Annotated in this window: 19 protein-coding genes; 13 read left to right on the top strand and 6 right to left on the bottom strand. The window is 50.3% G+C overall.

Features of this window, described 5'->3' with window-relative positions:
- Positions 1–11 precede the first annotated feature (11 nt).
- From OGX99_RS06200 to phoU, 6 genes are all read left to right on the top strand, one after another.
- Positions 12–1,073 carry a fimbrial protein gene (locus tag OGX99_RS06200; protein WP_286539516.1) on the top strand — a complete coding sequence of 354 codons (1,062 nt, stop codon included), beginning with the start codon at positions 12–14 and terminating at the stop codon, positions 1,071–1,073.
- 249 nt (positions 1,074–1,322) lie between these two features.
- Entirely contained in the window at positions 1,323–2,363 is a 1,041-nt protein-coding gene (pstS, locus tag OGX99_RS06195) for a phosphate ABC transporter substrate-binding protein PstS (protein ID WP_003023814.1), read from the top strand.
- Between the two features lie 262 nt (positions 2,364–2,625).
- Entirely contained in the window at positions 2,626–3,585 is a 960-nt protein-coding gene (gene pstC, locus OGX99_RS06190; protein ID WP_151217169.1) for a phosphate ABC transporter permease PstC, read from the top strand.
- Positions 3,585–4,475: a phosphate ABC transporter permease PstA gene (gene pstA, locus OGX99_RS06185; protein ID WP_003023819.1), complete on the top strand. Its 891-nt coding sequence runs from the start codon at positions 3,585–3,587 to the stop codon at positions 4,473–4,475. The genes pstC and pstA overlap by 1 nt, the downstream gene beginning before the upstream one ends.
- A 47-nt stretch (positions 4,476–4,522) precedes the next feature.
- Complete coding sequence (pstB, locus tag OGX99_RS06180; RefSeq protein WP_181695151.1) at positions 4,523–5,296, top strand: phosphate ABC transporter ATP-binding protein PstB; 774 nt, start codon at positions 4,523–4,525, stop codon at positions 5,294–5,296.
- A gap of 24 nt (positions 5,297–5,320) precedes the next feature.
- The gene (gene phoU, locus OGX99_RS06175; RefSeq protein ID WP_003023824.1) at positions 5,321–6,046 is read left to right on the top strand and encodes a phosphate signaling complex protein PhoU; all 726 of its coding nucleotides are present in this window, start codon (positions 5,321–5,323) and stop codon (positions 6,044–6,046) included.
- Between the two features lie 44 nt (positions 6,047–6,090).
- On the opposite strand, the gene yieH is transcribed toward phoU, so the two are convergent.
- Positions 6,091–6,756 (bottom strand): 6-phosphogluconate phosphatase, encoded by a 666-nt coding sequence (gene yieH, locus OGX99_RS06170; RefSeq protein WP_286542983.1) that lies wholly within the window; start codon positions 6,754–6,756, stop codon positions 6,091–6,093.
- A 166-nt stretch (positions 6,757–6,922) separates the two neighbouring features.
- Here yieH and adeP point away from each other — a divergent pair, with 166 nt between their 5' ends.
- From adeP to phsC, 5 genes are all read left to right on the top strand, one after another.
- A complete protein-coding gene (gene adeP, locus OGX99_RS06165) occupies positions 6,923–8,260 on the top strand; it encodes an adenine permease AdeP (RefSeq protein ID WP_003840586.1) in 1,338 nt (445 codons plus the stop codon).
- 305 nt (positions 8,261–8,565) lie between these two features.
- Positions 8,566–10,272: an HAL/PAL/TAL family ammonia-lyase gene (locus tag OGX99_RS06160; protein ID WP_278238229.1), complete on the top strand. Its 1,707-nt coding sequence runs from the start codon at positions 8,566–8,568 to the stop codon at positions 10,270–10,272.
- Positions 10,269–11,849 (top strand): flavocytochrome c, encoded by a 1,581-nt coding sequence (locus OGX99_RS06155; protein WP_261990574.1) that lies wholly within the window; start codon positions 10,269–10,271, stop codon positions 11,847–11,849. The genes OGX99_RS06160 and OGX99_RS06155 overlap by 4 nt, the downstream gene beginning before the upstream one ends.
- 1 nt (position 11,850) lies before the next feature.
- Positions 11,851–12,267, top strand: coding sequence for a cytochrome c3 family protein (locus tag OGX99_RS06150; RefSeq protein ID WP_151217164.1), 417 nt, complete (start codon positions 11,851–11,853; stop codon positions 12,265–12,267).
- A gap of 8 nt (positions 12,268–12,275) precedes the next feature.
- Entirely contained in the window at positions 12,276–13,883 is a 1,608-nt protein-coding gene (gene phsC / locus OGX99_RS06145) for a thiosulfate reductase cytochrome B subunit (protein ID WP_286542980.1), read from the top strand.
- Positions 13,884–13,925: 42 nt separating this feature from the next.
- Here phsC and OGX99_RS06140 read toward each other — a convergent pair whose 3' ends face one another.
- The 5 genes from OGX99_RS06140 to OGX99_RS06120 all read right to left on the bottom strand — a co-directional run bounded on the left by OGX99_RS06140 (position 13,926) and on the right by OGX99_RS06120 (position 19,229).
- The gene (locus OGX99_RS06140) at positions 13,926–15,326 is read right to left on the bottom strand and encodes an AAA-type ATPase lid domain-containing protein (protein WP_210905548.1); all 1,401 of its coding nucleotides are present in this window, start codon (positions 15,324–15,326) and stop codon (positions 13,926–13,928) included.
- A gap of 284 nt (positions 15,327–15,610) precedes the next feature.
- Positions 15,611–16,177, bottom strand: a complete 567-nt coding sequence (locus OGX99_RS06135; RefSeq protein WP_286542978.1) for an NADPH-dependent FMN reductase — start codon at positions 16,175–16,177, stop codon at positions 15,611–15,613.
- 30 nt (positions 16,178–16,207) lie between these two features.
- The gene (locus tag OGX99_RS06130) at positions 16,208–16,954 is read right to left on the bottom strand and encodes a 4'-phosphopantetheinyl transferase family protein (RefSeq protein WP_151217156.1); all 747 of its coding nucleotides are present in this window, start codon (positions 16,952–16,954) and stop codon (positions 16,208–16,210) included.
- A gap of 165 nt (positions 16,955–17,119) precedes the next feature.
- A complete protein-coding gene (gene yidZ / locus OGX99_RS06125) occupies positions 17,120–18,079 on the bottom strand; it encodes an HTH-type transcriptional regulator YidZ (RefSeq protein ID WP_286542975.1) in 960 nt (319 codons plus the stop codon).
- The gene (locus tag OGX99_RS06120) at positions 18,048–19,229 is read right to left on the bottom strand and encodes an MFS transporter (protein ID WP_210905549.1); all 1,182 of its coding nucleotides are present in this window, start codon (positions 19,227–19,229) and stop codon (positions 18,048–18,050) included. Before OGX99_RS06120 ends, yidZ begins: the two co-directional genes overlap by 32 nt.
- Before the next feature lie 185 nt (positions 19,230–19,414).
- On the opposite strand from OGX99_RS06120, the gene OGX99_RS06115 reads away from it, so the two are divergent.
- Positions 19,415–21,463 carry a lipase family protein gene (locus OGX99_RS06115; RefSeq protein ID WP_286542971.1) on the top strand — a complete coding sequence of 683 codons (2,049 nt, stop codon included), beginning with the start codon at positions 19,415–19,417 and terminating at the stop codon, positions 21,461–21,463.
- A 169-nt stretch (positions 21,464–21,632) separates the two neighbouring features.
- Positions 21,633–22,214 (top strand): hypothetical protein, encoded by a 582-nt coding sequence (locus tag OGX99_RS06110; RefSeq protein WP_247605087.1) that lies wholly within the window; start codon positions 21,633–21,635, stop codon positions 22,212–22,214.
- Positions 22,215–22,253 lie beyond the last annotated feature (39 nt).

Below are 22,253 nucleotides of genomic sequence, written 5' to 3'. Positions count from 1 at the left end.
GGGATTTTACAATGAAAAAAAACTATTTAGCGTTGCTGTTTCCTCTGATATTGATGTCAGATCCCGTAATGGCTGAAGCAAATAAAGGTATGTGTGTTACCTCGTCAGGTACGCCGTTTCATAGTGTATTACCCTTTTATGGTAAAAAAATAAGCACAGTGCAGAACAAAAAAGGCCAGACGTTTAACTTTCCGACATCGACATCAGATAGTTATCCCGGGCATTGTGAATGCTCTCTGGGTAAATCCGCTCGGTTTTATTACATTTATTATACTGCCATCATGAATGAGGCTCTGACACCTACGGCTGTACGCAGCGGTGTTCATTATTATCAACTGAATGACTACCTTGACGTGGGTATTGCGATAGAAGTGTTGGGGCGAGGGAAAATTAATGCGCCTTTCGAAATGGAACAGAATATTCATCAAGGAACCTATTATGACTGTGGCCGTGTTCAGCCCCTTGATTTTACGAGCGGTGACTCCGCAACCATTTATTTTTATATCCGGGAACCCTTTATTGGAACTGTTACTATTCCGCCAACGCTAATGAGTCGGTTATATGCGACGATCAGTAATGATACACCCATTGATTATGCTCGCCCGCTGGCTGATGTGTATATTTCCGGCGATATCACCGCACCTCAGGAGTGTGAAATCAACGGCGGACAGACTATTGTCGTCGATTTTAACAAAATCCCCGCTTCAGAGTTCAGCAGTGTGCCGGGCACGGCGATAACGAGCCGAAAAATCCCGGTGAAGGTGGCGGTTAAATGTACGGGCATGTCTACCGGACAAAATATTGATATGTCGCTGCATGCCATGCAGTCCGGATCGTTATCTAAGGTGATTAGCACAGACAATCCCAATGTTGGGATCATTATGTATGATGAGTATGGCAATGCCACCGATGTTAACGGCGGACTCATGGACATTGACATGGGGCGAATCGTCTCAGGACGTGAGACGGGGGAGTTTAATTTTTCAGCCGCGCCAGCCAGCACCACCAGCACACGACCACAGCCGGGTATCTTTACCGCTGAGGCTACCATCATTGTGGAAATAAAAAACTGATCTTTCATGGGGCGGCTGTTTATGACAGTCGCTGTCATATTTCCCCGCCCGGACCTCATTCGTCGCAAAAAAAATGGCATTTCCACGAATATCATATGAATTAATTTCAATTTTTTCATGTAGTTAAAAGAACGTTTTTCGTTGTCATAAAACTGTCATATTTCGTACATTTAACTGTCACCTGTTTGTCCTATTTTGCTCACAGTAGCAACTCAAACAACAATTTACGAAAACCGTGCAGGAGACATTATGAAAGTTATGCGTACCACTGTCGCAACTGTTGTCGCCGCGACCTTATCCATGAGCGCGTTCTCTGCGTTTGCTGCAGCGAGCCTGACAGGTGCAGGTGCAACCTTTCCTGCGCCAGTGTATGCCAAATGGGCAGATACCTATCAGAAAGAGACCGGTAGCAAAGTAAACTACCAGGGTATCGGCTCCTCCGGTGGTGTAAAACAAATTACGGCCAATACCGTTGATTTCGGCGCCTCTGATGCCCCGTTATCTGACGAAAAATTGGCGCAAGAAGGCCTGTTCCAGTTCCCGACCGTGATCGGTGGCGTGGTGCTGGCGGTGAACATCCCTGGGCTGAAATCCGGCGAGCTGGTGCTGGACGGTAAAACGCTGGGCGACATCTACCTCGGTAAAATTAAAAAGTGGGATGATGAAGCCATCACCAAACTGAATCCGGGTCTGAAACTGCCTTCACAGAATATCGCCGTTGTGCGTCGTGCTGACGGCTCCGGTACTTCCTTCGTCTTCACCAGCTACCTGGCAAAAGTAAACGAAGAGTGGAAATCTAAAATTGGTTCCGGCTCTACTGTTAACTGGCCGACCGGTCTGGGTGGTAAAGGTAACGACGGTATCGCCGCGTTCGTACAGCGTCTGCCGGGCTCTATCGGCTACGTTGAGTACGCTTACGCTAAGCAGAATAACCTGGCGTACACCAAGCTTGTTTCTGCTGACGGTAAACCGGTAAGCCCGACCGAAGAGAGCTTCGCTAACGCCGCAAAAGGCGCTGACTGGAGCAAAACCTTCGCTCAGGATCTGACTAACCAGAAAGGTGACGACGCGTGGCCAATCACTTCCACCACCTTCATTCTGGTACATAAAGAGTCGAAGAAACCAGAGCAGAGCGCAGAAGTGCTGAAGTTCTTCGACTGGGCGTACAAAAACGGCGGCAAACAGGCTAACGACCTGGATTACGCCAGCCTGCCGGACAGCGTGGTTGAGCAGGTTCGTGCTGCATGGAAGACCAACGTGAAAGACAGCAGCGGTAAAGCGCTGTACTAAATACCCGTCATACTTCGAGTCGCAGCGGTGTTGGCTGTGTTTGTTCACCCCAGTCACATATTGAATCTATGCTCCTGGGGATTAATGAGGGACATCCTTGTCCCTCACCGAAGGCAGCCTCCGGCTGTTCAAATTCGTTCCTGACGAATTTGTCACAAGCTTGCCGCCTTGCTGCAACTCGAATTATTTAGGGTATGGCATTACGTTAGCCGGGAAGCACGATAAAATGCGTGCTTCCTGGCCCAAACTTAAAGAGTGATTTATGGCTGCAACCAAGCCTGCTTTTAACCCACCGGGTAAAAAAGGTGACATGATCTTCAGCGCGCTGGTAAGACTGGCTGCGCTGATTGTACTATTGATGTTGGGTGGCATTATTGTCTCCCTGGTCATCTCCTCCTGGCCAAGTATCCAAAAATTTGGCTTCGCATTCTTGTGGACTAAAGAATGGGATGCGCCGAACGATATCTACGGTGCTTTAGTACCGATTTACGGTACGCTGGTTACCTCACTTATTGCGTTGCTGATTGCCGTTCCGGTGAGTTTCGGCATTGCGCTGTTCCTGACTGAACTTGCTCCTGGCTGGCTGCGTCGCCCGCTGGGCATCGCTATTGAACTGCTGGCGGCAATTCCAAGTATCGTGTACGGCATGTGGGGGTTGTTTATTTTTGCCCCTCTGTTTGCGACTTATTTCCAGGAACCGGTCGGAAACATCCTTTCCAACATTCCGTTTGTTGGCGCGCTGTTCTCCGGCCCGGCATTTGGGATCGGTATTCTGGCGGCTGGCGTGATACTCGCCATCATGATCATCCCGTACATTGCGGCGGTAATGCGCGATGTATTCGAACAAACGCCGGTGCTGATGAAAGAGTCAGCCTATGGCATCGGTTGCACCACCTGGGAAGTTATCTGGCGCATCGTCCTGCCGTTCACCAAAAATGGCGTGATCGGCGGCGTGATGCTCGGTCTGGGCCGTGCGCTCGGTGAAACCATGGCGGTCACCTTTATCATCGGCAACACCTACCAGCTCGATAGCGCCTCGCTGTACATGCCGGGCAACAGTATTACCTCTGCGCTGGCGAATGAATTTGCCGAAGCGGAATCTGGGCTGCACGTTGCCGCGTTGATGGAGCTGGGTCTGATTCTGTTTGTGATCACCTTCATCGTGCTGGCGGCATCTAAGTTCATGATCATGCGCCTTGCGAAGAACGAGGGGGCACGCTAATGGCTACGCTTGAAATGCAAAACACCGCTCAGCTTGCGGAATCCCGTCGTAAAATGCAGGCGCGTCGTCGCCTGAAGAACCGCATCGCGCTGACGCTCTCAATGGCGACCATGGCGTTCGGTTTGTTCTGGTTGATCTGGATCCTGATGTCCACGATCACCCGTGGTATTGACGGTATGTCGCTGGCGCTGTTCACCGAAATGACGCCGCCGCCGAATACGGCGGGTGGTGGTCTGGCGAACGCCCTGGCCGGTAGCGGTCTGTTGATTCTGTGGGCGACCGTGTTTGGTACCCCGCTTGGTATTATGGCGGGTATCTACCTGGCGGAGTATGGGCGTAAGTCCTGGCTGGCTGAGGTCATCCGCTTTATCAACGACATTCTGCTTTCTGCGCCATCCATCGTGGTCGGTCTGTTCGTTTATACCATCGTAGTAGCAAAAATGGAGCATTTCTCCGGCTGGGCGGGCGTAATCGCGCTGGCGCTGCTGCAGGTGCCTATTGTTATTCGTACCACAGAGAACATGCTCAAGCTGGTGCCGGATAGCCTGCGTGAAGCCGCCTATGCGCTGGGTACGCCGAAGTGGAAGATGATTTCTGCAATCACCCTGAAGGCGTCTGTCTCGGGCATCATTACAGGGGTTCTGCTGGCTATTGCACGTATCGCCGGTGAAACGGCTCCGCTGCTGTTTACGTCGCTCTCCAATCAGTTCTGGAGCACCGACATGATGCAGCCAATTGCCAACCTGCCGGTCACTATCTTTAAGTTTGCAATGAGCCCGTTTGCTGAGTGGCAACAACTGGCCTGGGCTGGGGTACTGATTATTACCCTGTGCGTACTGCTGCTGAACATTCTGGCGCGCGTCATTTTCGCGAAGAAGAAACACGGTTAATTTTTTACGGCGTGGCGGATGCGGCGCCGGATGAGGAAGAGATTGAAATGAGTATGGTTGATACTGCCCCAAGTAAGATTCAGGTTCGTGATTTGAACTTCTACTATGGCAAATTCCATGCCCTGAAGAACATCAACCTGGATATCGCGAAAAACCAGGTCACAGCGTTTATCGGGCCGTCAGGTTGTGGTAAGTCGACGCTGCTGCGTACTTTCAACAAAATGTTTGAGCTGTACCCAGAGCAGCGTGCGGAAGGTGAAATCCTGCTGGATGGTGACAATATTCTCACCAACACCCAGGATATCGCGCTGCTGCGTGCCAAAGTCGGCATGGTGTTCCAGAAGCCGACGCCGTTCCCAATGTCTATTTACGACAACATCGCGTTTGGCGTACGTTTGTTTGAGAAACTCTCTCGTGCGGATATGGACGAGCGTGTGCAGTGGGCATTGACCAAGGCCGCATTGTGGAATGAAACCAAAGATAAATTACACCAGAGCGGGTACTCTCTCTCCGGTGGTCAGCAGCAGCGTCTGTGTATTGCGCGCGGTATTGCCATTCGCCCGGAAGTGCTACTGCTTGATGAGCCGTGTTCAGCGCTCGACCCGATTTCTACCGGGCGTATTGAAGAGCTGATCACTGAGCTGAAAGAAGATTACACCGTTGTTATCGTTACCCACAACATGCAGCAGGCTGCGCGTTGTTCCGATCACACGGCATTTATGTACCTGGGCGAGTTGATTGAGTTCAGTAATACGGACGATCTGTTCACCAAGCCCGCGAAGAAACAAACTGAAGATTACATTACTGGCCGCTACGGTTGATATGCCCGGGCATCTGGAGAAATGATGGACAATTTAAACCTTAATAAACATATTTCCGGCCAGTTCAATGCAGAGCTGGAAAGCATCCGTACCCAGGTGATGACCATGGGGGGCATGGTAGAGCAGCAGCTTTCTGATGCGATTACCGCCATGCACAATCAGGATAGCGAGCTGGCGAAGCGCGTCATTGAAGGCGATAAGAACGTCAATATGATGGAAGTGGCGATCGACGAAGCCTGCGTGCGCATCATCGCCAAGCGTCAACCTACCGCCAGCGACCTGCGTCTGGTGATGGCGATTATCAAAACCATTGCCGAGCTGGAACGTATTGGCGACGTTGCCGACAAAATTTGCCGCACCGCGCTGGAGAAGTTTTCGCAACAGCATCAGCCGTTGCTGGTAAGCCTGGAGTCGCTGGGCCGTCACACCGTACAAATGCTGCATGACGTGCTGGATGCGTTTGCGCGTATGGATCTCGACGAAGCGGTACGTATTTATCGCGAAGATAAGAAAGTCGACCAGGAGTATGAAGGCATCGTGCGTCAGCTGATGACCTACATGATGGAAGACCCGCGTACCATTCCAAGCGTACTGACCGCACTGTTCTGCGCACGTTCAATCGAGCGTATCGGTGACCGCTGCCAGAATATCTGCGAATACATCTTCTATTTCGTGAAGGGACAAGACTTCCGTCACGTGGGCGGAGATGAGCTTGATAAACTGCTGGCGGGCAAAGACCCGAAAGAGTGATGTTTGTGGCGGGTGGCGTTAACGCTTACCCGCCCTATCTCAACTTAACGCGTAATATTCCAACCCCGCGCTTTCCACAATTCCGGCAACTGCGCCAGATCGGTAAAGGTCGTGACTTTTGGGTTTTCGATCGGTTTGTTATGCGGATCGGCACAGAAGTAGAACACTTCCATCCCCGCGGCAATTCCCGCCTGCGCGCCTGCGCTGGAATCATCAATCAGAATGCAGTTCTCAACGTTAACATCCATTGCTTTTGCCGCATGGAACATCAGGGCCGGATCGGGCTTCCAGCGTTGGATATCGTAGCCGCTGAACAGTAAATCAGGAAAATGGTGCAACATGCCCAGCTTACCCAGCGAATGCTGCATTTTGCTGACCGGACCGTTTGATACTACGCACATCGGTACTGTCATGCAGTCCAGCAGAGCATTTGCCCCAGCGATAACCTCCAGTTCCGAGTCGAACAGGCGCGCGACCTCAGCGCGATAAACGGGCTCTAAATTGGCTTTCTCCAGCGTAACGCCGTGCTCTTCGTTGATGATATCGATGATTTCGTAGAGTTTTACGCCTTTAAAGCGTTTGAACACCTCTTCGAGATCGAGTTTGATACCGAACTCCTGGAACATGGCGACATACGCGCGGGAACAGATCACTTCACTGTCGACCAGCGTACCGTCGCAGTCAAAAAATACCGCTTCTATCTGGGACATGCCTTCCTCTTATCGCTAGTTTAACGTTTACGTCATGCTTATTTACGCCACGCAATCGTTGCCGTATAAGCAAAATCAATGAAAAAAGTTGCTCATAACCCAACCCTATTGTCGCATTTTGGTATAGGATAGCGACGAATTTTCCCTCCTTGTTCGGAAATTGATAATGAGTCAACAACACACAACCCAGGCTTCTGGCCAGGGGATGCTGGAACGCGTGTTCAAACTGCGCGAACATGGCACAACGGCACGGACCGAAGTGATCGCCGGTTTAACCACTTTCCTGACGATGGTGTATATCGTTTTTGTTAACCCGCAAATTCTTGGCGTGGCTGGCATGGATACCAGCGCCGTCTTTGTTACCACCTGCCTTATTGCTGCATTTGGTAGCATCCTGATGGGGCTTTTTGCCAACCTGCCGGTCGCACTTGCGCCTGCTATGGGCCTGAACGCATTCTTTGCCTTCGTGGTCGTTGGCGCGATGGGCCTGTCATGGCAGATCGGTATGGGTGCAATCTTCTGGGGTGCGGTAGGTTTGCTGCTACTGACAATTTTCCGCGTACGTTACTGGATGATTGCCAACATCCCGGTTAGCCTGCGCGTGGGGATCACCAGCGGTATCGGTCTGTTCATCGGTATGATGGGGCTAAAAAACGCCGGCGTTATCGTCGCCAACAAAGACACGCTGGTGTCGATTGGCAACCTGACGTCCCACAGCGTGCTGCTCGGTATTTTGGGCTTTTTTATCATTGCGATTCTGGCGTCACGTAACATTCACGCAGCAGTACTGATTTCTATCATTGTGACCACGCTGCTGGGCTGGATGCTGGGTGATGTCCATTACAACGGGATCGTCTCCGCGCCGCCGAGCGTGATGTCGGTTATCGGGCATGTTGACCTGGCCGGTTCGTTTAACATTGGCCTTGCAGGCGTGATTTTCTCGTTCATGCTGGTTAACTTGTTTGACTCCTCCGGTACGCTGATTGGCGTGACGGATAAAGCCGGCCTGGCAGACGCGAAGGGCAAGTTCCCACGCATGAAGCAGGCGCTGTATGTGGATAGCGTGTCCTCTGTTACCGGCGCGTTTATTGGTACCTCTTCCGTTACTGCCTATATTGAATCCTCTTCCGGGGTGTCGGTTGGTGGCCGTACCGGCCTGACTGCAGTCGTCGTTGGCCTGCTGTTCCTGCTGGTTATCTTCCTGTCGCCGCTGGCGGGAATGGTGCCGGGATATGCCGCCGCCGGTGCGCTGATTTACGTTGGTGTCCTGATGACATCAAGCCTGTCGCGCGTGAAGTGGGAAGACCTGACCGAAGCGGTTCCGGCGTTTATTACCGCCGTGATGATGCCGTTTAGCTTCTCGATCACCGAAGGTATCGCACTGGGCTTTATTTCCTACTGTGTGATGAAAATCGGTACTGGACGTTTCCGCGATCTCAGCCCGTGCGTCATTGTTGTTGCGCTGCTGTTTGTACTGAAGATTGTGTTTATCGACGCGCATTAATGTAGAACATGCTTCGGCTTTGTTATCAAGGCTGAAGCATTTCCTGTCTGATTGTCTTTTATTCCTGCCCCAAAATATCAAGCCTGAAAATTATCTCTCTGCGGACAAATCATCTTTGTAATTTATGCCCGTGTTTTAGCGAGTTGTGGTTTCTTCTGGTGAATTATCTGTTAACAGATTGAAATGTTTTTACTTTGGTTTTTTTGAAATATCAAAAATAGCCTTAGTAAATGCAGGGGCTATTTCAACTTTCGCACAGGCATTTTTCGTTACTGTTTCTTATCTCTATTAAAAGGAGTTTAGAAATGAAGAAGACTGTCATTGCGACGTTCTGTATCTCTCTGTTTTTTCCGCTATTCGCAAGCGCTACCACCAGCGTGACGCTGGATGGTCATTCATTAACACTGGATGATGCCTGGGCCATTGCTCAGGGGGAAAAACAGGTTGAGATCGCTGCCACTGCGATGGATCGCGTCGATAAAGCCAATAAACTTTTAATGATTGCTGCCGGAAAAGGCGTTCCCGTTTACGGACTGACAGTAGGAGTGGGACTCAATAAAGACAAATCTTTGTTTGATGCGCATGGAAAACTGACTCCGGAGGTTATTCAGGCCTCTCGTGAGTTTAATATCAACGCGCTGCATGCGCATGCGGCGGGCGTTGGTCCAGACATGCCGGATGAACTGGTGCGTCTGGCTATGGTGATTCGCCTGAATACGATGTTAACGGGAAATACCGGCGCCCAACCGCAGGTTGCCAAAATGTATCAGCAGTTTCTCAATAAGCACATTACCCCCGTCGTGCCCTCACGGGGCTCTGTGGGTGAAGCTGATATCACGCTTGCCTCTCATATCGGCGATGTGATGATTGGTGAATGGCGCGTTCGCGTGAAAGGTGTCGAGATGGATTCGGCAAAAGCGCTGAAACAGGCGGGTATTGATAAGCTGGAACCACTCGGCAAAGATGCGCTGTCGATTCTTTCTTCCAATGCAGTATCAACGGCTTATTCTGCGCAGGCTCTGCTGGAGTCCAGACAGATTATTAACGTCACCCCGGCGGTGTTCGGTTTATCACTGGAAGCGCTGAATGGTAACGTTGCGCCATTCCTGTACCAGAGTTTAAGCGTTAGACCTTTCCCTGGCATTCAGGATACTGCCGAAGCGATTCGAACTGCGCTTACGGGTTCTTATCTCTGGCAACATCAGGATGGACGTCCTTTGCAGGACCCGCTCTCTTTCCGTACGACGGTATTTGTGCTTAATGAAGCGCGTCGCGAATGGAATGAAGCCTGGCAAATGCTGGAAATCCAGATGAACAGCTCGGACGACAATCCCGCAGTAATCGTGAATGCCGATCGTTCTTTGGCGGAAAATAGCCAGGTTGAGCAGTATTTCGTGAGCGCAAAAGAGGCCAATGGCGAAACCCTCAGCGGCGCGATTTTCCCGACCTCTAATTTTGAACCGCTGCCTCTGGCGCTGGCGATTCAGAATCTGTCTTTGGCGATGGGACATCTGGCGCATAACAGCGTGCAGCGCACTTTGCATTTATCTGACGATCATTTTACCGGACTGAGTCGTTTCCTCGCTTCCGACACCAATCAGCAGGGACATGCCTTCGGCGCTATTCAGAAGCCACAGGTTGCGTTACTGGCGGATATTCGCGACCTGGTTAACCCGGTATCACTGGATGGGCAACCGATGGCGGGAACGATTGAAGATACCTACACCAACAATCTCCGGGCGTCCAAGCGATTGAGTCAAATCGCGGATGATATGCGCAGTATTTATGGTCTGGAACTGTTGCACGCCAGTCAGGCTGTCGATCTACGGAAACAGAAAAATCCTGACCTGAAGTTGGGTGAGATGACCGGCAAACTCTTTGCCGCCTATCGTGAAAAAGTACCGTTTGTTGTGCAGGATAGGATTTTTACTGACAACATTGCTGATTCATCCGCGTTAGTTGCATCGTTTCCTTCCGGTTCCCTGGTCAGTACGCAAGCAGGGAGCAAATGACGACAATGAAAAAAACCGTTAATGCGTCGCGGCGAGCCTTTTTGACGAAAAGTACCCTCCTGGCGACCGGCGGCGCACTTACGGCGCTGACTGGAAAGGCGCTGGCGCAGGATAACTGTGCCCCGGCTTCGTCGGTTCGTTACCATAAAGTCTATGATGTGATCGTTGTCGGAAGCGGCTTTGCCGGACTGGCTGCTGCACTTGAAGCCGCTCAGGCTGGCCGCAGCGTGCTGGTGATTGAAAAGATGCCCGTTTTTGGTGGCAACTCAGCGATTAACGGCGGTGCGGTTGCCGTAGCCGGATCGCCTGCGCAGAAAAAAGAAGGGATCGTCGATTCACCAGAGTTGATGTTTAAGGACATGCTGAAAGCTGGGCGTGGGCTAAATGATAAAGACCAGTTGAAGATTCTCGTTAACAACACGACCGCTGCATATGAGTTTACCCTACAACACGGTGTAAAATATAAACCGTTCGTACAGCATTTTGGCGGTCACTCTGTCCCTCGTACGTTGCAAACGGTAGAGAGTTCCGGGGCGGGGATCACTCGGCCGCTAAAAGAGTCCGCCATGAAAATGGGCGTTATTTTTCGCGCCCAATGCAAGCTGGAATCTTTTCTGCAAAATTCGCAAGGACGTGTTATCGGTCTGACGGTACGTGACGGCTATCGTTTTCCGGATGAACAGAGCGGCAAGATAAGGCATTACGGCGCGCGTTACGGCGTGGTGATGTGTTCTGGCGGTTTTTCCAATGATCTGCGTTTTCGTAAAATGCAAAACCCCATGCTGGATGAGCGTGTCGATTCCACCAACCACCCTGGTGCTACGTCGGAATGTCTGGTGCAAATGCTACGTATTGGCGCAACGCCGGTGCAGCTTGATCTTATCCAGCTAGGCCCCTGGTCTTCGCCAGACGAACGCGGATTTGGCTACGTTTCGCAGTTCAATACCATCTCAGGTTTTCCTAACGGAATTATGGTTAACCCTCGTTCTGGTCATCGCTTCACAAATGAGCTTGCTGATCGTAAAGAGCGTGAAGAGGGGATTCTGGCGCAGGTGGATGAGAAAGGGGATCCACTTTATCCCATCTGCTTCACCACGCTTGAAGGTGCGAAACTGGCTCAAAGTCTGAAGCATGCCTTGCATTATGGTGTCGCCTGGCAGTTTGACTCACTGGATCAGTTGGCGGCGCATTTCGGCATACCTTTCGACGTCCTGCAAGAAGAGGTGGAGGCCTACAATGCGGCCGTTGCGCGCAAAGGTGGCGATCGCATGAAAAAAGATGTGAGTCGTGCGGTTCCGTTAGACAAAGGGCCATTTGTTGCCGTACGCGTATGGCCTAAAGTGCACTATGTCATGGGTGGTGTGCAGATCAGTATGCGCACAGAGGTACTCAACGCGGCTGATAGCAAACCCATCCCCGGTCTGTACGCTGCCGGAGAAGCGACAGCAGGTTCGCATGGTGGAAGTCGTCTGGGGAGCTGCGCCGTTGCGGATTGCCTGGTTTTTGGCCGAATTGCGGGGCTTAGCGTTGCCTCAGCAACTGCTGCGGATGAAGCCTTTGACGTTGAGGGAATTTAATATGGCAAAATTATGGATAGCCCTGCTGTTGCTGTGTATTGGTGGTTTTTCCCAGGTCATCGCTGCGACTGACGACGAAGCTGCTTTTCATCAGCAACTGAATACAATGAACGTCAAGCCTTATCACCATTCACTGGAGTCCACCGGACGCAATACGTCATGTCAGTTATGTCACGGTTCCAGCACGCCCGTCGCGGCGCCGAATGATAAGTCCTGCCTGAGTTGCCACGGTTCGCGCGACCAGATTGCTGAGTTAACGCAACCCAATCCGCATGACAAGAATGCTGAGCCCAACCCGCATGATTCAATGCACTACGGCAAAGATGTTCCTTGTACCGCTTGTCATAACGAACATAAACCCTCGGTAATTTATTGTAATAATTGCCATCTCTTTAAATACCCGGATATGAAGCCATGAGGGACATCATGCGCGGATTATTAACAAGAGGGCTATTCTTTCTGCTGGTGGGATGGATACCCCTGTCGGGATATTGTGCGCCAGTGCCGGCAGCGCAGCTCAATCAACCTTGTCTGGCATGCCACGCTGATGGCGATATTCAGGGGATCTCGACGGACAAAGTGCAGGCGAATTTAGTTGTCTCTGCCGATAAATATCACGACAGCGTGCATGGTGAAGTGCCGTGTATCGCCTGCCATCAGAGTCAACCCGGAAGCGAGGGATTTTCTGTCACCCCGCATGTTCTGAAGCCGGGCGACGACCAAAACTGCGAAAGTTGTCATGGTGTGGCCATGCGCGATACGGTGCATGCCGTACAGCAGAGTGTCCACAGTGAAAAGATAGCCAAAGGACTCTTCTCTTGTACCTCATGCCATAACGCGCACACCATGACGGCGGGAGAACTAAACCATCCGGGTAAACAACGGGTTGCCGACGACAATTTGATGTGCACGAATTGTCATTCGCGGGCGGGAGTCTTTACACAGCTGTCTGGTGGGAAAAGATCTACATCTCAGGATATGGCGCACTCTGCGTTGCCTTATGCTTCTGAACATCTCAACAGTTTACGTTGCATCGACTGCCATGCCGATGCTGCGGATACCACTTTGCATCGTATTCTGCCTGCTTCAAAAGCCATCAGCTGTGTACAGTGTCATGGCGATGGAACGCTGCTAACCGCTCGGCGAAAAACGTTCGCGCCTGATGAAAATGCCATGGCAGGTAGCTTGTTAGGGAAAGGATTATTTGATGATGTCTCTCTTAGAGAAAAACTGACGGCGGTGGCGCCTCCTGTTCCCGCTGTTCGTCAGATAGATGGTGTGTTATTTACCGATACCTACATGATTGGTAATAACGGCAGCGGTCAGGCCGATCGCTTCATTGCCTGGGCGCTGGGCGGCTTCGTAGTGTTGCTACTCTGTCATGGTTTGGGGCGGCTAATCATGTCGCGTCGCAAGGCAGATATGCCGCTGGAGAAAAGTTACCTCTACACGCTGCCTGTTCGCTGCTGGCACTGGCTGAACGCACTCTGTTTTGCCGTGCTAATTATCAGCGGCTGTGCCTTGCACTGGGTGAGTGCGCGATTCTCGCTGTGGGTTGATGTACACAATATTGCAGGGGTATCGCTGTGTGTTATATGGCTGGGTTTTATCCTGGTGGCGATGTGCGGCAACGGGCATCATTATCAGGTGCGCTGGCAGGGTATTACGGGGCGACTTATCCGTCAGACTCGTTACTACCTGTATGGCATTTTCCGGGGTGAACCTCACCCGGAACATGCGTCGCCAGCGGCTAAATTCAATATTCTCCAGCAACTGGGCTATATTGGCGTGATGTTCCTGTTATTGCCGCTGCTCATTGTGACCGGATTACTGATGATGTACCCCGGTTATACGCCAGAAACCCTGTTTGCGTTACCGGGTAAGCAGGTTGTGGCCTGGCTCCATTACGCTTTGGCTGTCGTGATGGTGGCATTTATCATCGTGCATCTCTATTTATGTAGTACGGGGGATACGCCGGGGGCACTGATTAAAGGTATGCTCGACGGTTTCCATCGCGCCAGAAAACAAAAATAAAGGCTGCTCCCCTTTTCCTGAAGAGGGAAAGGGGACGTCAGATTATTTTTCTTTCACCACAATGCCCAGTTTTTTTATTTTGCTGTATAGCGTGTTGCTGTTAACCCCAAGTAACTCTGCTGCACCGCCTTTACCTGATATTTTCCCCTGACTTTGTTGTAACGCCATTTGGATATGTTGGCGCATTGCGTCATCAAGCGGAGGGATGGCTATCGCATTTCTCTCCTTTGGTAGGACAATGTGTAACTCATTGCCCGTGCAACGGAAAAACGCATTTTCTAATAATCCTATCAATTCCGTAATGTTGCCCGGCCAGTGATACTTCAATAATAAGCGTAGTGAATCATCACCCAGAACAGGTAAAGAAGTGCGTTTATACTGGCTTGATAGCTTCCTCAGGTAATAGGTCAGCAGCAGAGGAATATCATCATAGCGATGCCGCAAAGGTGGCAATGTAACGACCTGACAAAGGGTGTTTGCATAATGTTGGTTTGTCAGACAGTGAGTGGATATATCGTGATGAAGTGTGTTTTTTACCATTGAAAATGGAAGTGTTTGTATGGCAATAATCTGTAGCTGGCAATACTCACTGTAATTTGAGTGCAGCGCCAGTAAAAACGTTTGCCAACGATCCGGAAAAGAATTTATTTCTTTTATCAGTAAAGATCCCTGATGCAAGATCAAAAATGAAGCTATGTTAGGTGGTTTGTTGAAATCAATAGTTATTGTGCGGTTCAGTACACCATTTTTCATGACGATCAACTGCCCCTGAGGATTAATCAATCCATAATAACCACTGCGCTTTGAACGTTGTTGCTGAAGCTCGGAAGCGAGTGAGTTTTTTCCAACCCCTTTCTCTCCCAGTAATAAAACAGGCAGTTCACTGTTTGCCAGCTTATTCAATGAATGATACAACTGAAACAGAGGAAGATTAGTTTGACTGACGACAAATTTTTCACTCTCTTCTGTGGCATATAGCTCGGGAATAGCAGGAGGCGTATTATTTAATAAAAGATTATGTCGGGAAAGGGCAATAAAGGCCAGTAAAGAGAGCTCTCCCCGTACTGATTCGAATAATTCAGCATGTTGAGGTGTAAAAGCATTAGCTCGGTGACTAAATATACCCATCGCGCCAAGCCGTAGACCATCCAGGTGCATACGCATCAGGATTAGAGATTTGATATTACGAAAGCAGGTATTAACGACATATTCAGTCAGCGGACATTGGCTCAGAGTATCGATCACTTGGGTAGAGAAGTTATCTGAGTGATTGAATCGCTTGGCTATATTTTCAGGAATCGGGATGATATCCCGTTTCAGTCGCGCTGTTTTGTGCGTCGCTAATGCTAAAAACTGGATACAGCGAATATCACTTCGATAATAGTTAAAGAAAATACCATCACAAACAATTGAATCAGGTATCGACTGTAGGCAGGCATACATGGATTTCTCCAGTTGTGTACTGCTACATAATGCGGTCCTTAGATGTGAAAATGTCCTGTCCATGGTATATCCATTGTTCACGGTAGACAAAATGTCGGAAAAATATTAGATATATTTATTGATTTTATTGCAACAGCCATGATGGTAACACTATGGCACAATAATGAAGGGGAAAAAACAGACAACAGTGATTTATAGACAGATTTACGCAAATAAAATAAGAAAATAATCCAGATGCATAAGCGCTTACTGGATTATTTAAGAGTAGTTGGCAAGTTTTGTTATCAGGCTTTTACACGCTGAATGTAGTCGCCAAATGCGGTCAACTGGCCGGTCAGGTGGTCCAGCGTGCTTTGATCGATCACTTCACCTGTTTGCGGGTCCACTTTATTCTGAATCACGCCACCCATAAATTCCGGCTTGTTCATTACCATCGCGTCGAGGAACACCAGGATTTGACGCAGATGATACTGGCAGCGCGCGCCGCCAATAGCGCCCATGGAGCTGGTCAGGATCAGCACCGGCTTGCCGGCTAATGGCTGATCGGGCAGGCGGGACAGCCAGTCGATGGCATTCTTCAGCCCTCCAGGGACAGAATAGTTATATTCTGGTGTGACGATGACGACACCGTCAGCTTTCCTGATTTGCTCTGCCAGCGCTTCTACACTGGCCGGAAAACCTTCATCTTGCTGGAGATCGGCATCATACAGTGGGATATCACCAATCGACGGCAGTGCGTTCACTTCCATTCCCGCTGGAGCAATCTTGGGCAGCGTACGGGCAACCATTCCATTAAACGAACCTTTGCGCAGACTTCCCAGTAACGTAACAACATTCATTGTTTCAGACATGGTGACTCCTGTTTCATCATAAAGGTTAAATCAAAGCGTATGGCTCTTCGCTGCGCATAATTGCGAGAACCGGATCAGACGACCCGTTGGCTCATTGGCGCGAGTCTGGATATCAGGCAAACTTTTCCAGTCCTGCTTACCATCAAACTCCCAAACCTTGAGTTTTTCAATGGCTGGCGAAACCGCAACCGACCACACCAGCACATCTTCCGCGTCGCAAATGGCTTCAATCTGCGCAACATGGGCACATTTCAGGCGTCCAGCGCCGGGTAAAAGCTGGAGTTCGCGCGGATCGTCATTGCATACATCGCCAGTGAGTTTGAGTACGCTCTGGCGCAATGTAATGAGCTGCGCGCGCGCTTCGTTAGGATCGTTTTGATTGTTTATCCACAGATTCTCGTTGTTGGAAAAGCGCCAGGTTTCCGCTGAATTCGGATTGTGAAAGCCGCGAGTCGCCCGCTGAAGCTCCATATCCAGGCCGCATATTCCTTCCGTGGTTAGCGCAACGCCGACGATATTGCCGGCATAAGAAATCGAAAATCCCGGCAGGTTCTTATCGCGAAAAACGGGCTTTCCTTTGGAGTGAGTAGCAATCTCGGGCAGCGTACTGGTGCCGTAAAGCATAAACATCAGTTCAGCGAGAAGACTTCGGGAAGCCAGGAAACGTGTCCGGCGATGAGCAGGTAGATCTCTTGCTTCGATATGACATGGAGAAGGGAGGCGAGCTGATACTAGGTGTCCCTCCGTAAGAATCCCTCTGGCAAAATGTGTCGCCATTTTCGCTCCGTGATTAATGGTCCGTGATTATCACCAGAGTAACATTTACGCGGCTTTCGGGCAGGCTTTACTGCCTAAAAAGTAGTCGAAAATGGGATTCATTACGCGATATTTACATTTCTGTTGCAAAAGTGGTCGATACAGCAACATCGTAGCGGCGGATCGTCAGGACATATCGCGATAAAGCGCCTTGATCGTGTCTTTCAACCAGACGATCTTAGGATTATGACTGTTACGTTTATGCCAAAGAAGAGTGAACGGTACGCGCATTTTTTCCAGTTGTGCGGCATCAAATGGCATCGGTCGCGCCACGAGCGGGAGCTGGTAGAGTTGGTTATAACGTCGGCAATAGACCGGGGCTGTAGCTATCAGCGCGTGATCTGGCTGCGCGGCCATAAACAGCGACTGCTCAAAACCGGGCAGACATAACGCGATATTACGCTCACGCCCCATTTCTTGCAGGACTTCATCCAGCGCCCAGGTATCGCTTTGCTCCCAGCTAATGCTGATGTGCGGATAGCGCAGAAATGTGTCCAGATTCCACTCTTCTTGCAATGCCGGATGATCTTCACGCAGCCAGACGCAGGGGAGATCGGAAAACAGGACTTCATGGTCGATCGACAACGGCAGCAAACTTAACAGCTCACGCGAACGCGGATGGCTTTCGCGCCCGGTAAAGCCAATATCCACCTCGCCACGAATGATTGCATCCAGCGAATCATAGTCCCAGTTGCGTATTTTAATCGTCGCCTGAGGATAACGCTGATAAATCTGCCGGGAGAGCGCATTGAACATGATCATCACCAGTGGCGTTTCGGCTACCAAATCAAACTTCAGCCCACGAGGCGATTCATGGTGTGGCTTATCCAACAGTTGGTTGCCCATTTGCATCCATTCCGCCAGGTTCTGCTCCATGCTGACCATCAGCGGCGTTGGCGTTAACCCAAGGGGGGTGTTCACAAACAGCGGATCGTCAAACCAGGTTCGCAGCTTCGACAACGACTTGCTGACCGCCGACGGCGTGACGTTCATTCGTTTGGCGGTTTTGGTGACGCTGCGCTCCTGCATCAGGAGCTGCAGGCAGAGCAATAAATTAAGATCGAGACTGCTGAGGGATTTCTTCATGAGTGAGCGCGGACCGGTTTGGGGCAACAGTGATAATCAGCATGATACTCACTATGCTACAGCCAATCAGAATCCCGATCAGCATATTCAGCGCATCAAGGCCGAGCACCGCTGCCAGCCAAATCCACAGCGAGGAACCGCAAACCTGAGCTATGCCTAACGCCGAGCTTGCCACCCCCGCACGCAGCGAGAACGGCCCCAGCGCCTGGCTCATGGCGACGCCGAAGCCGACCGAGAACCCGGCGCAGATTAAGGTTAACCCGAACAACGTTACCGCGTGTGAAGTAGCAAGGATTAACACCACGCCTGCACACAGAAACAGCACCTGCGAGGTCAGCATCAGAACGCGAGGCTTAAACACGCTCAGGGCGAATGGTGTAGAGAAAGAGACCGCCATACTGACGCCTGCAGTCATGGCCATCGTAGTGGCGTACTCACCGCGGTCGAAGCCCATCACTTCCATCAGCAGAACAGGAGACGTATTCACAAAGGTCAGGATCACCGACACGCTGAGAGTGGTAATGGCCAGACGGCTCAGGAAAAAACGGTTCACCAGCGATTCAGCGCAGTGGTTCTTTTCTGCAGATGCCGGGAGCGTCGCTGGGCGCGATTCTCGCAGGACAAACACCGACAGCAGACAAACGACTACTCCCATGCCGATCATCGTGTAGAACAGGCTCTGCCACGGGTATTTCAGCATAATCAAATGCCCCATCACCGGCGCCAGCACCGGCACGATGCAGGTGATACCGTTTAACAGCGACAGCACCTTCGCCCGGCGGCGATCGTCGAGCGTATCGCGCAGAATGGCGAAAGCCACCACATAGCAGCAGCCTGCGCCTACACCCTGAATAAAGCGGCCAACAAGAAACGGCGTACCGCTCTCGGCGAACGAACATAGCGAGGAGGCGACAATAAAAATGAGAGCACCCGCAATGGCGACGGGTTTGCGTCCTGACTGGTCGGCAATTTTACCGGCGAATAGCATCGCCGTTGCCATTCCCGCCAGATATACCGAAAACGCGATATGCAGTTGCGCCTCGCTGGCCTGTAAATCGGCCGCAATACGGGGCAGCCCCACCAGATACATATCAATTCCAGCGGGATAAAGCAGAACCAGGGCAAAACTGCAGATTAGAAAGCGTGTCATAGCGACCTCATGAGGAAAGTGGCGCTAAGAATACGGGGAGAGGGTTGTCTGTGCGAGTTGCCATTTGGACAACCGTGATTTCCTAAGAGGAAATCCATTGTTGATTCGGAATGTATTTATATTGGTTAATAAATGTACGAGATAAGATGGGTTAAAAATAGCAATACAAAATGCAAGGGATTGACATGGAAATTATTGGTGATAATACCTGCGTTACGAGTATAAAACCGAAAGGAAAAATCGTTTATTGCCGTGGTGAGCCGCATAAATACTGGCTTGAACTGCAGTTTGTCGATGAGAATAACATTCCTGTATGCGGGCTTAATGTCAGGCTGGAATATCGTCCGCTGACATCATCAGTATGGCATCAGCGTGAAAATAGCTACAACTCAACACCTCCTCCCAACCCTCCAGCGGGCGTTACCGACAATCAAGGATTGGTCCGGTTTGATGATCTTTACTGGATAACTGTAGATGTTAAGACGGATGGGCAGCAACTGGCTGATGTGATGACACTGCGGCCACTGGGTGTCAGACGTAATCCTAACAGCCAGCCAGAGAGTAAAAATATGTTCTGGTCGGGCATCCGTGACAATATCTGGCGCTCAAATGCACAGGAAAAAACAGAAGCGGCTAATCATGTGTATCACTATGTCACTATCGGGGAGTTATGCGACCGCCTACCGTTGATTGAAGGTTGGGATGAACCGGAGCCTCCGGAATTTCATTTCCCACCGAATCGCTCCCTGAGGGGGACGGAGATCCCCTGTGAACTGCTGGAAAAAAGACACGTTATTGAAATCTGTCCATTTCGGGCATGGGTATTGGCACTGCACGATACAAAAAACTATGACCTCGCCAACGCACTGAATCTCGGCATTATGGCTGACTTGGTTTATGCGGCAGAAAAAGATAATAAAACTATCAACTATTTCTTCCGGAATAAGTGTCAGGATCTATCATGCATTCCTCTGTTCGCTGAATTTCCTTCCTGGTACCACACGCTGGCGGTCGATGTCCCTTTTCATGACCGCTATCTCCCACCAGTGTATCTGAGCACGAAAGATAGTGAGCAACCGGAGGGGGACACCCGGCTCTTTACGGTGGAATGTGGCACGCATGTGCTGGTTGCATGGTGTGGGACTGATAGTCTGTTGAATGTGCTAACTGATTTATCATTTGCACCAAAGCGTTGTTTGCCGGAACTGGCTGGGGCGGGAAATGTTCATGGGGGATTTCTGGAGGCTTATGAGCTGGCTAAACGGAAATTTAAGGAACAGCTAGATTCTGTTAAGGCAATTTTAGATAAAGAGAAAAAACTTTTTATCTGCGGGCATAGCTTAGGCGGTGCGTTAGCATTGCTATATGCCGCAGAGATGAAAACCAATCAGCCTATACTGTATACCTACGGAATGCCGCGTACATTTACCCGTGCGGCAATATCTTTTTTGGGTAGCATTACCCATTACCGGCACGTCAACGACAATGACTCAATCACGCAAATCCCTCCGGATGCCGATCTGGATAATGCGTTTTATGAGAAATGGGGACCATTAGGGGATAAGCTGGGGTTTGACTGGTCACTGACGACGACTGCCGGTCTTGGGGGCGCTGTGCGGGATCTAGCGTATCAATCTGTGGGGCTTGTAGAGAAAAAAGATCCATACTGGCATCACGGTAAAACGGTGATTTTTTTCCGGGCAGAGCAGTGTTCAATGCGGGTTGCCAGCCAGAACCACAAAAGCCTTCTCGACGGACAGATCTACACACGCCATTTTGTGGGCGTAAAACTATATCTGGTTCCTTCTCTGAATGATGAATGTCTGAAATCTAGCGGTGAGCATCAGGAAACGTTCATCCAGTGCCTCACTCCGCTCAGTCTGACAAAGACCTTTCCAAAAAATACCAATCCGACTCTGAACGGTTTAGGTACGGATCCGCAAAGTCATTCGATGGCGCACCGCTATTTGCCCTACATCCATAATCAACTGCTTGAACTGGCAAATCCGGAGCTAAAGATGAGAAGAAAAGAGATGCGGATGCGATTTCGCGATGAGGTTGAGAAAAGTGCATCCAGTAACGGGCAGCCGGATGAGATCCAGCGTAACCGTGAATTTCTGATGCTTCAGGATTTACTGCCGATAGCCCTGCAACTCATGGAGTCTGATGAAGTTGGCCGCAATGCCCTGACCCGTTTCGCGGCGGTGACGGAGGAAAGCGTTGAATTATTTTAATAGAATTAACGTCATTGTGTTAACTATCGCACTACTTTGTGGGTGCGGAGATAACACGGATCAGACGCTTTCCCCTCCTGATAATGCCCGACGTGTCAGCGTGTCATTCCGGATGCCTGAGGGCATCACTCTAATGCCGATGCAGGTACTTTACCGCTCTGAAAAGTGTATGGATAAAAGCTATAACTCCAGCTTTGAATCTTACCCTGTGCGGGGATACAACGGTTTTACGCAGCCTTTCGTCCGGCAGGGAATGGGGGGGCTGTGGCAGACCAGTATTGCCATTGATGGTGGTGGGCCGTGCCAGTGGCAGCTAAATTCACTGAGAGTAAGTTTCAGGATTGCGGATAATATTCCGTTGGTGAAAGGAAAAGAAGTCATTGAGACCAGTTATATCTTTGATTTTGGAGATTATGGCCTCAGTGATGGGTATGGGACAGGGAGGGCAAAAGAGGTCAGTGGAGATCTTGATTTAAAAACGGATTTTTTCCCTATGGTGGCAAACCATATTGATAACACAACGAGTTTGAAATTATTTGGTGGAAATACCGGCCCCGAAAAATGGCGAAGACGTTTTCGGCTTAGGGATACTCAAACCATCCTTATTGAGCCAGTCATTCATTTCGATAAAGTTGTTACTTTGACACCTCCAGATGCTCCAGGCAAACTTACGGCAACTTATCCCGATGGCAGTAGTGAAAAGATCCCGCATATTTATCCCAGCTATGAAAAATTGCTGTCGATGAAATGATAATTTATGTAGTTCCCGCCAGAGAACGTGCTGGCGGGA

Origin of the sequence: Citrobacter sp. Cu096 (assembly GCF_030332285.1) — a bacterium.
GTDB lineage: Bacteria > Pseudomonadota > Gammaproteobacteria > Enterobacterales > Enterobacteriaceae > Citrobacter > Citrobacter meridianamericanus.
The sequence above is the reverse complement of the archived record's forward strand: the minus strand, read 5'-3'. Positions and strand labels throughout refer to the sequence as shown.

Excerpts from the sequence above, each read along its gene's own strand:
- yidZ (WP_286542975.1), bottom strand. The coding sequence starts at position 18,079 with ATGAAGAAATCCCTCAGCAGTCTCGATCTTAATTTATTGCTCTGCCTG.
- OGX99_RS06200 (WP_286539516.1), top strand. The coding sequence starts at position 12 with ATGAAAAAAAACTATTTAGCGTTGCTGTTTCCTCTGATATTGATGTCA.
- pstS (WP_003023814.1), top strand. The coding sequence starts at position 1,323 with ATGAAAGTTATGCGTACCACTGTCGCAACTGTTGTCGCCGCGACCTTA.
- yieH (WP_286542983.1), bottom strand. The coding sequence starts at position 6,756 with ATGTCCCAGATAGAAGCGGTATTTTTTGACTGCGACGGTACGCTGGTC.
- phoU (WP_003023824.1), top strand. The coding sequence starts at position 5,321 with ATGGACAATTTAAACCTTAATAAACATATTTCCGGCCAGTTCAATGCA.
- OGX99_RS06120 (WP_210905549.1), bottom strand. The coding sequence starts at position 19,229 with ATGACACGCTTTCTAATCTGCAGTTTTGCCCTGGTTCTGCTTTATCCC.
- OGX99_RS06150 (WP_151217164.1), top strand. The coding sequence starts at position 11,851 with ATGGCAAAATTATGGATAGCCCTGCTGTTGCTGTGTATTGGTGGTTTT.
- OGX99_RS06135 (WP_286542978.1), bottom strand. The coding sequence starts at position 16,177 with ATGTCTGAAACAATGAATGTTGTTACGTTACTGGGAAGTCTGCGCAAA.
- pstA (WP_003023819.1), top strand. The coding sequence starts at position 3,585 with ATGGCTACGCTTGAAATGCAAAACACCGCTCAGCTTGCGGAATCCCGT.
- adeP (WP_003840586.1), top strand. The coding sequence starts at position 6,923 with ATGAGTCAACAACACACAACCCAGGCTTCTGGCCAGGGGATGCTGGAA.
- OGX99_RS06140 (WP_210905548.1), bottom strand. The coding sequence starts at position 15,326 with ATGTATGCCTGCCTACAGTCGATACCTGATTCAATTGTTTGTGATGGT.
- OGX99_RS06110 (WP_247605087.1), top strand. The coding sequence starts at position 21,633 with ATGGATAAAAGCTATAACTCCAGCTTTGAATCTTACCCTGTGCGGGGA.
- OGX99_RS06130 (WP_151217156.1), bottom strand. The coding sequence starts at position 16,954 with ATGGCGACACATTTTGCCAGAGGGATTCTTACGGAGGGACACCTAGTA.
- pstC (WP_151217169.1), top strand. The coding sequence starts at position 2,626 with ATGGCTGCAACCAAGCCTGCTTTTAACCCACCGGGTAAAAAAGGTGAC.
- pstB (WP_181695151.1), top strand. The coding sequence starts at position 4,523 with ATGAGTATGGTTGATACTGCCCCAAGTAAGATTCAGGTTCGTGATTTG.
- OGX99_RS06155 (WP_261990574.1), top strand. The coding sequence starts at position 10,269 with ATGACGACAATGAAAAAAACCGTTAATGCGTCGCGGCGAGCCTTTTTG.
- OGX99_RS06160 (WP_278238229.1), top strand. The coding sequence starts at position 8,566 with ATGAAGAAGACTGTCATTGCGACGTTCTGTATCTCTCTGTTTTTTCCG.
- OGX99_RS06115 (WP_286542971.1), top strand. The coding sequence starts at position 19,415 with ATGGAAATTATTGGTGATAATACCTGCGTTACGAGTATAAAACCGAAA.
- phsC (WP_286542980.1), top strand. The coding sequence starts at position 12,276 with ATGCGCGGATTATTAACAAGAGGGCTATTCTTTCTGCTGGTGGGATGG.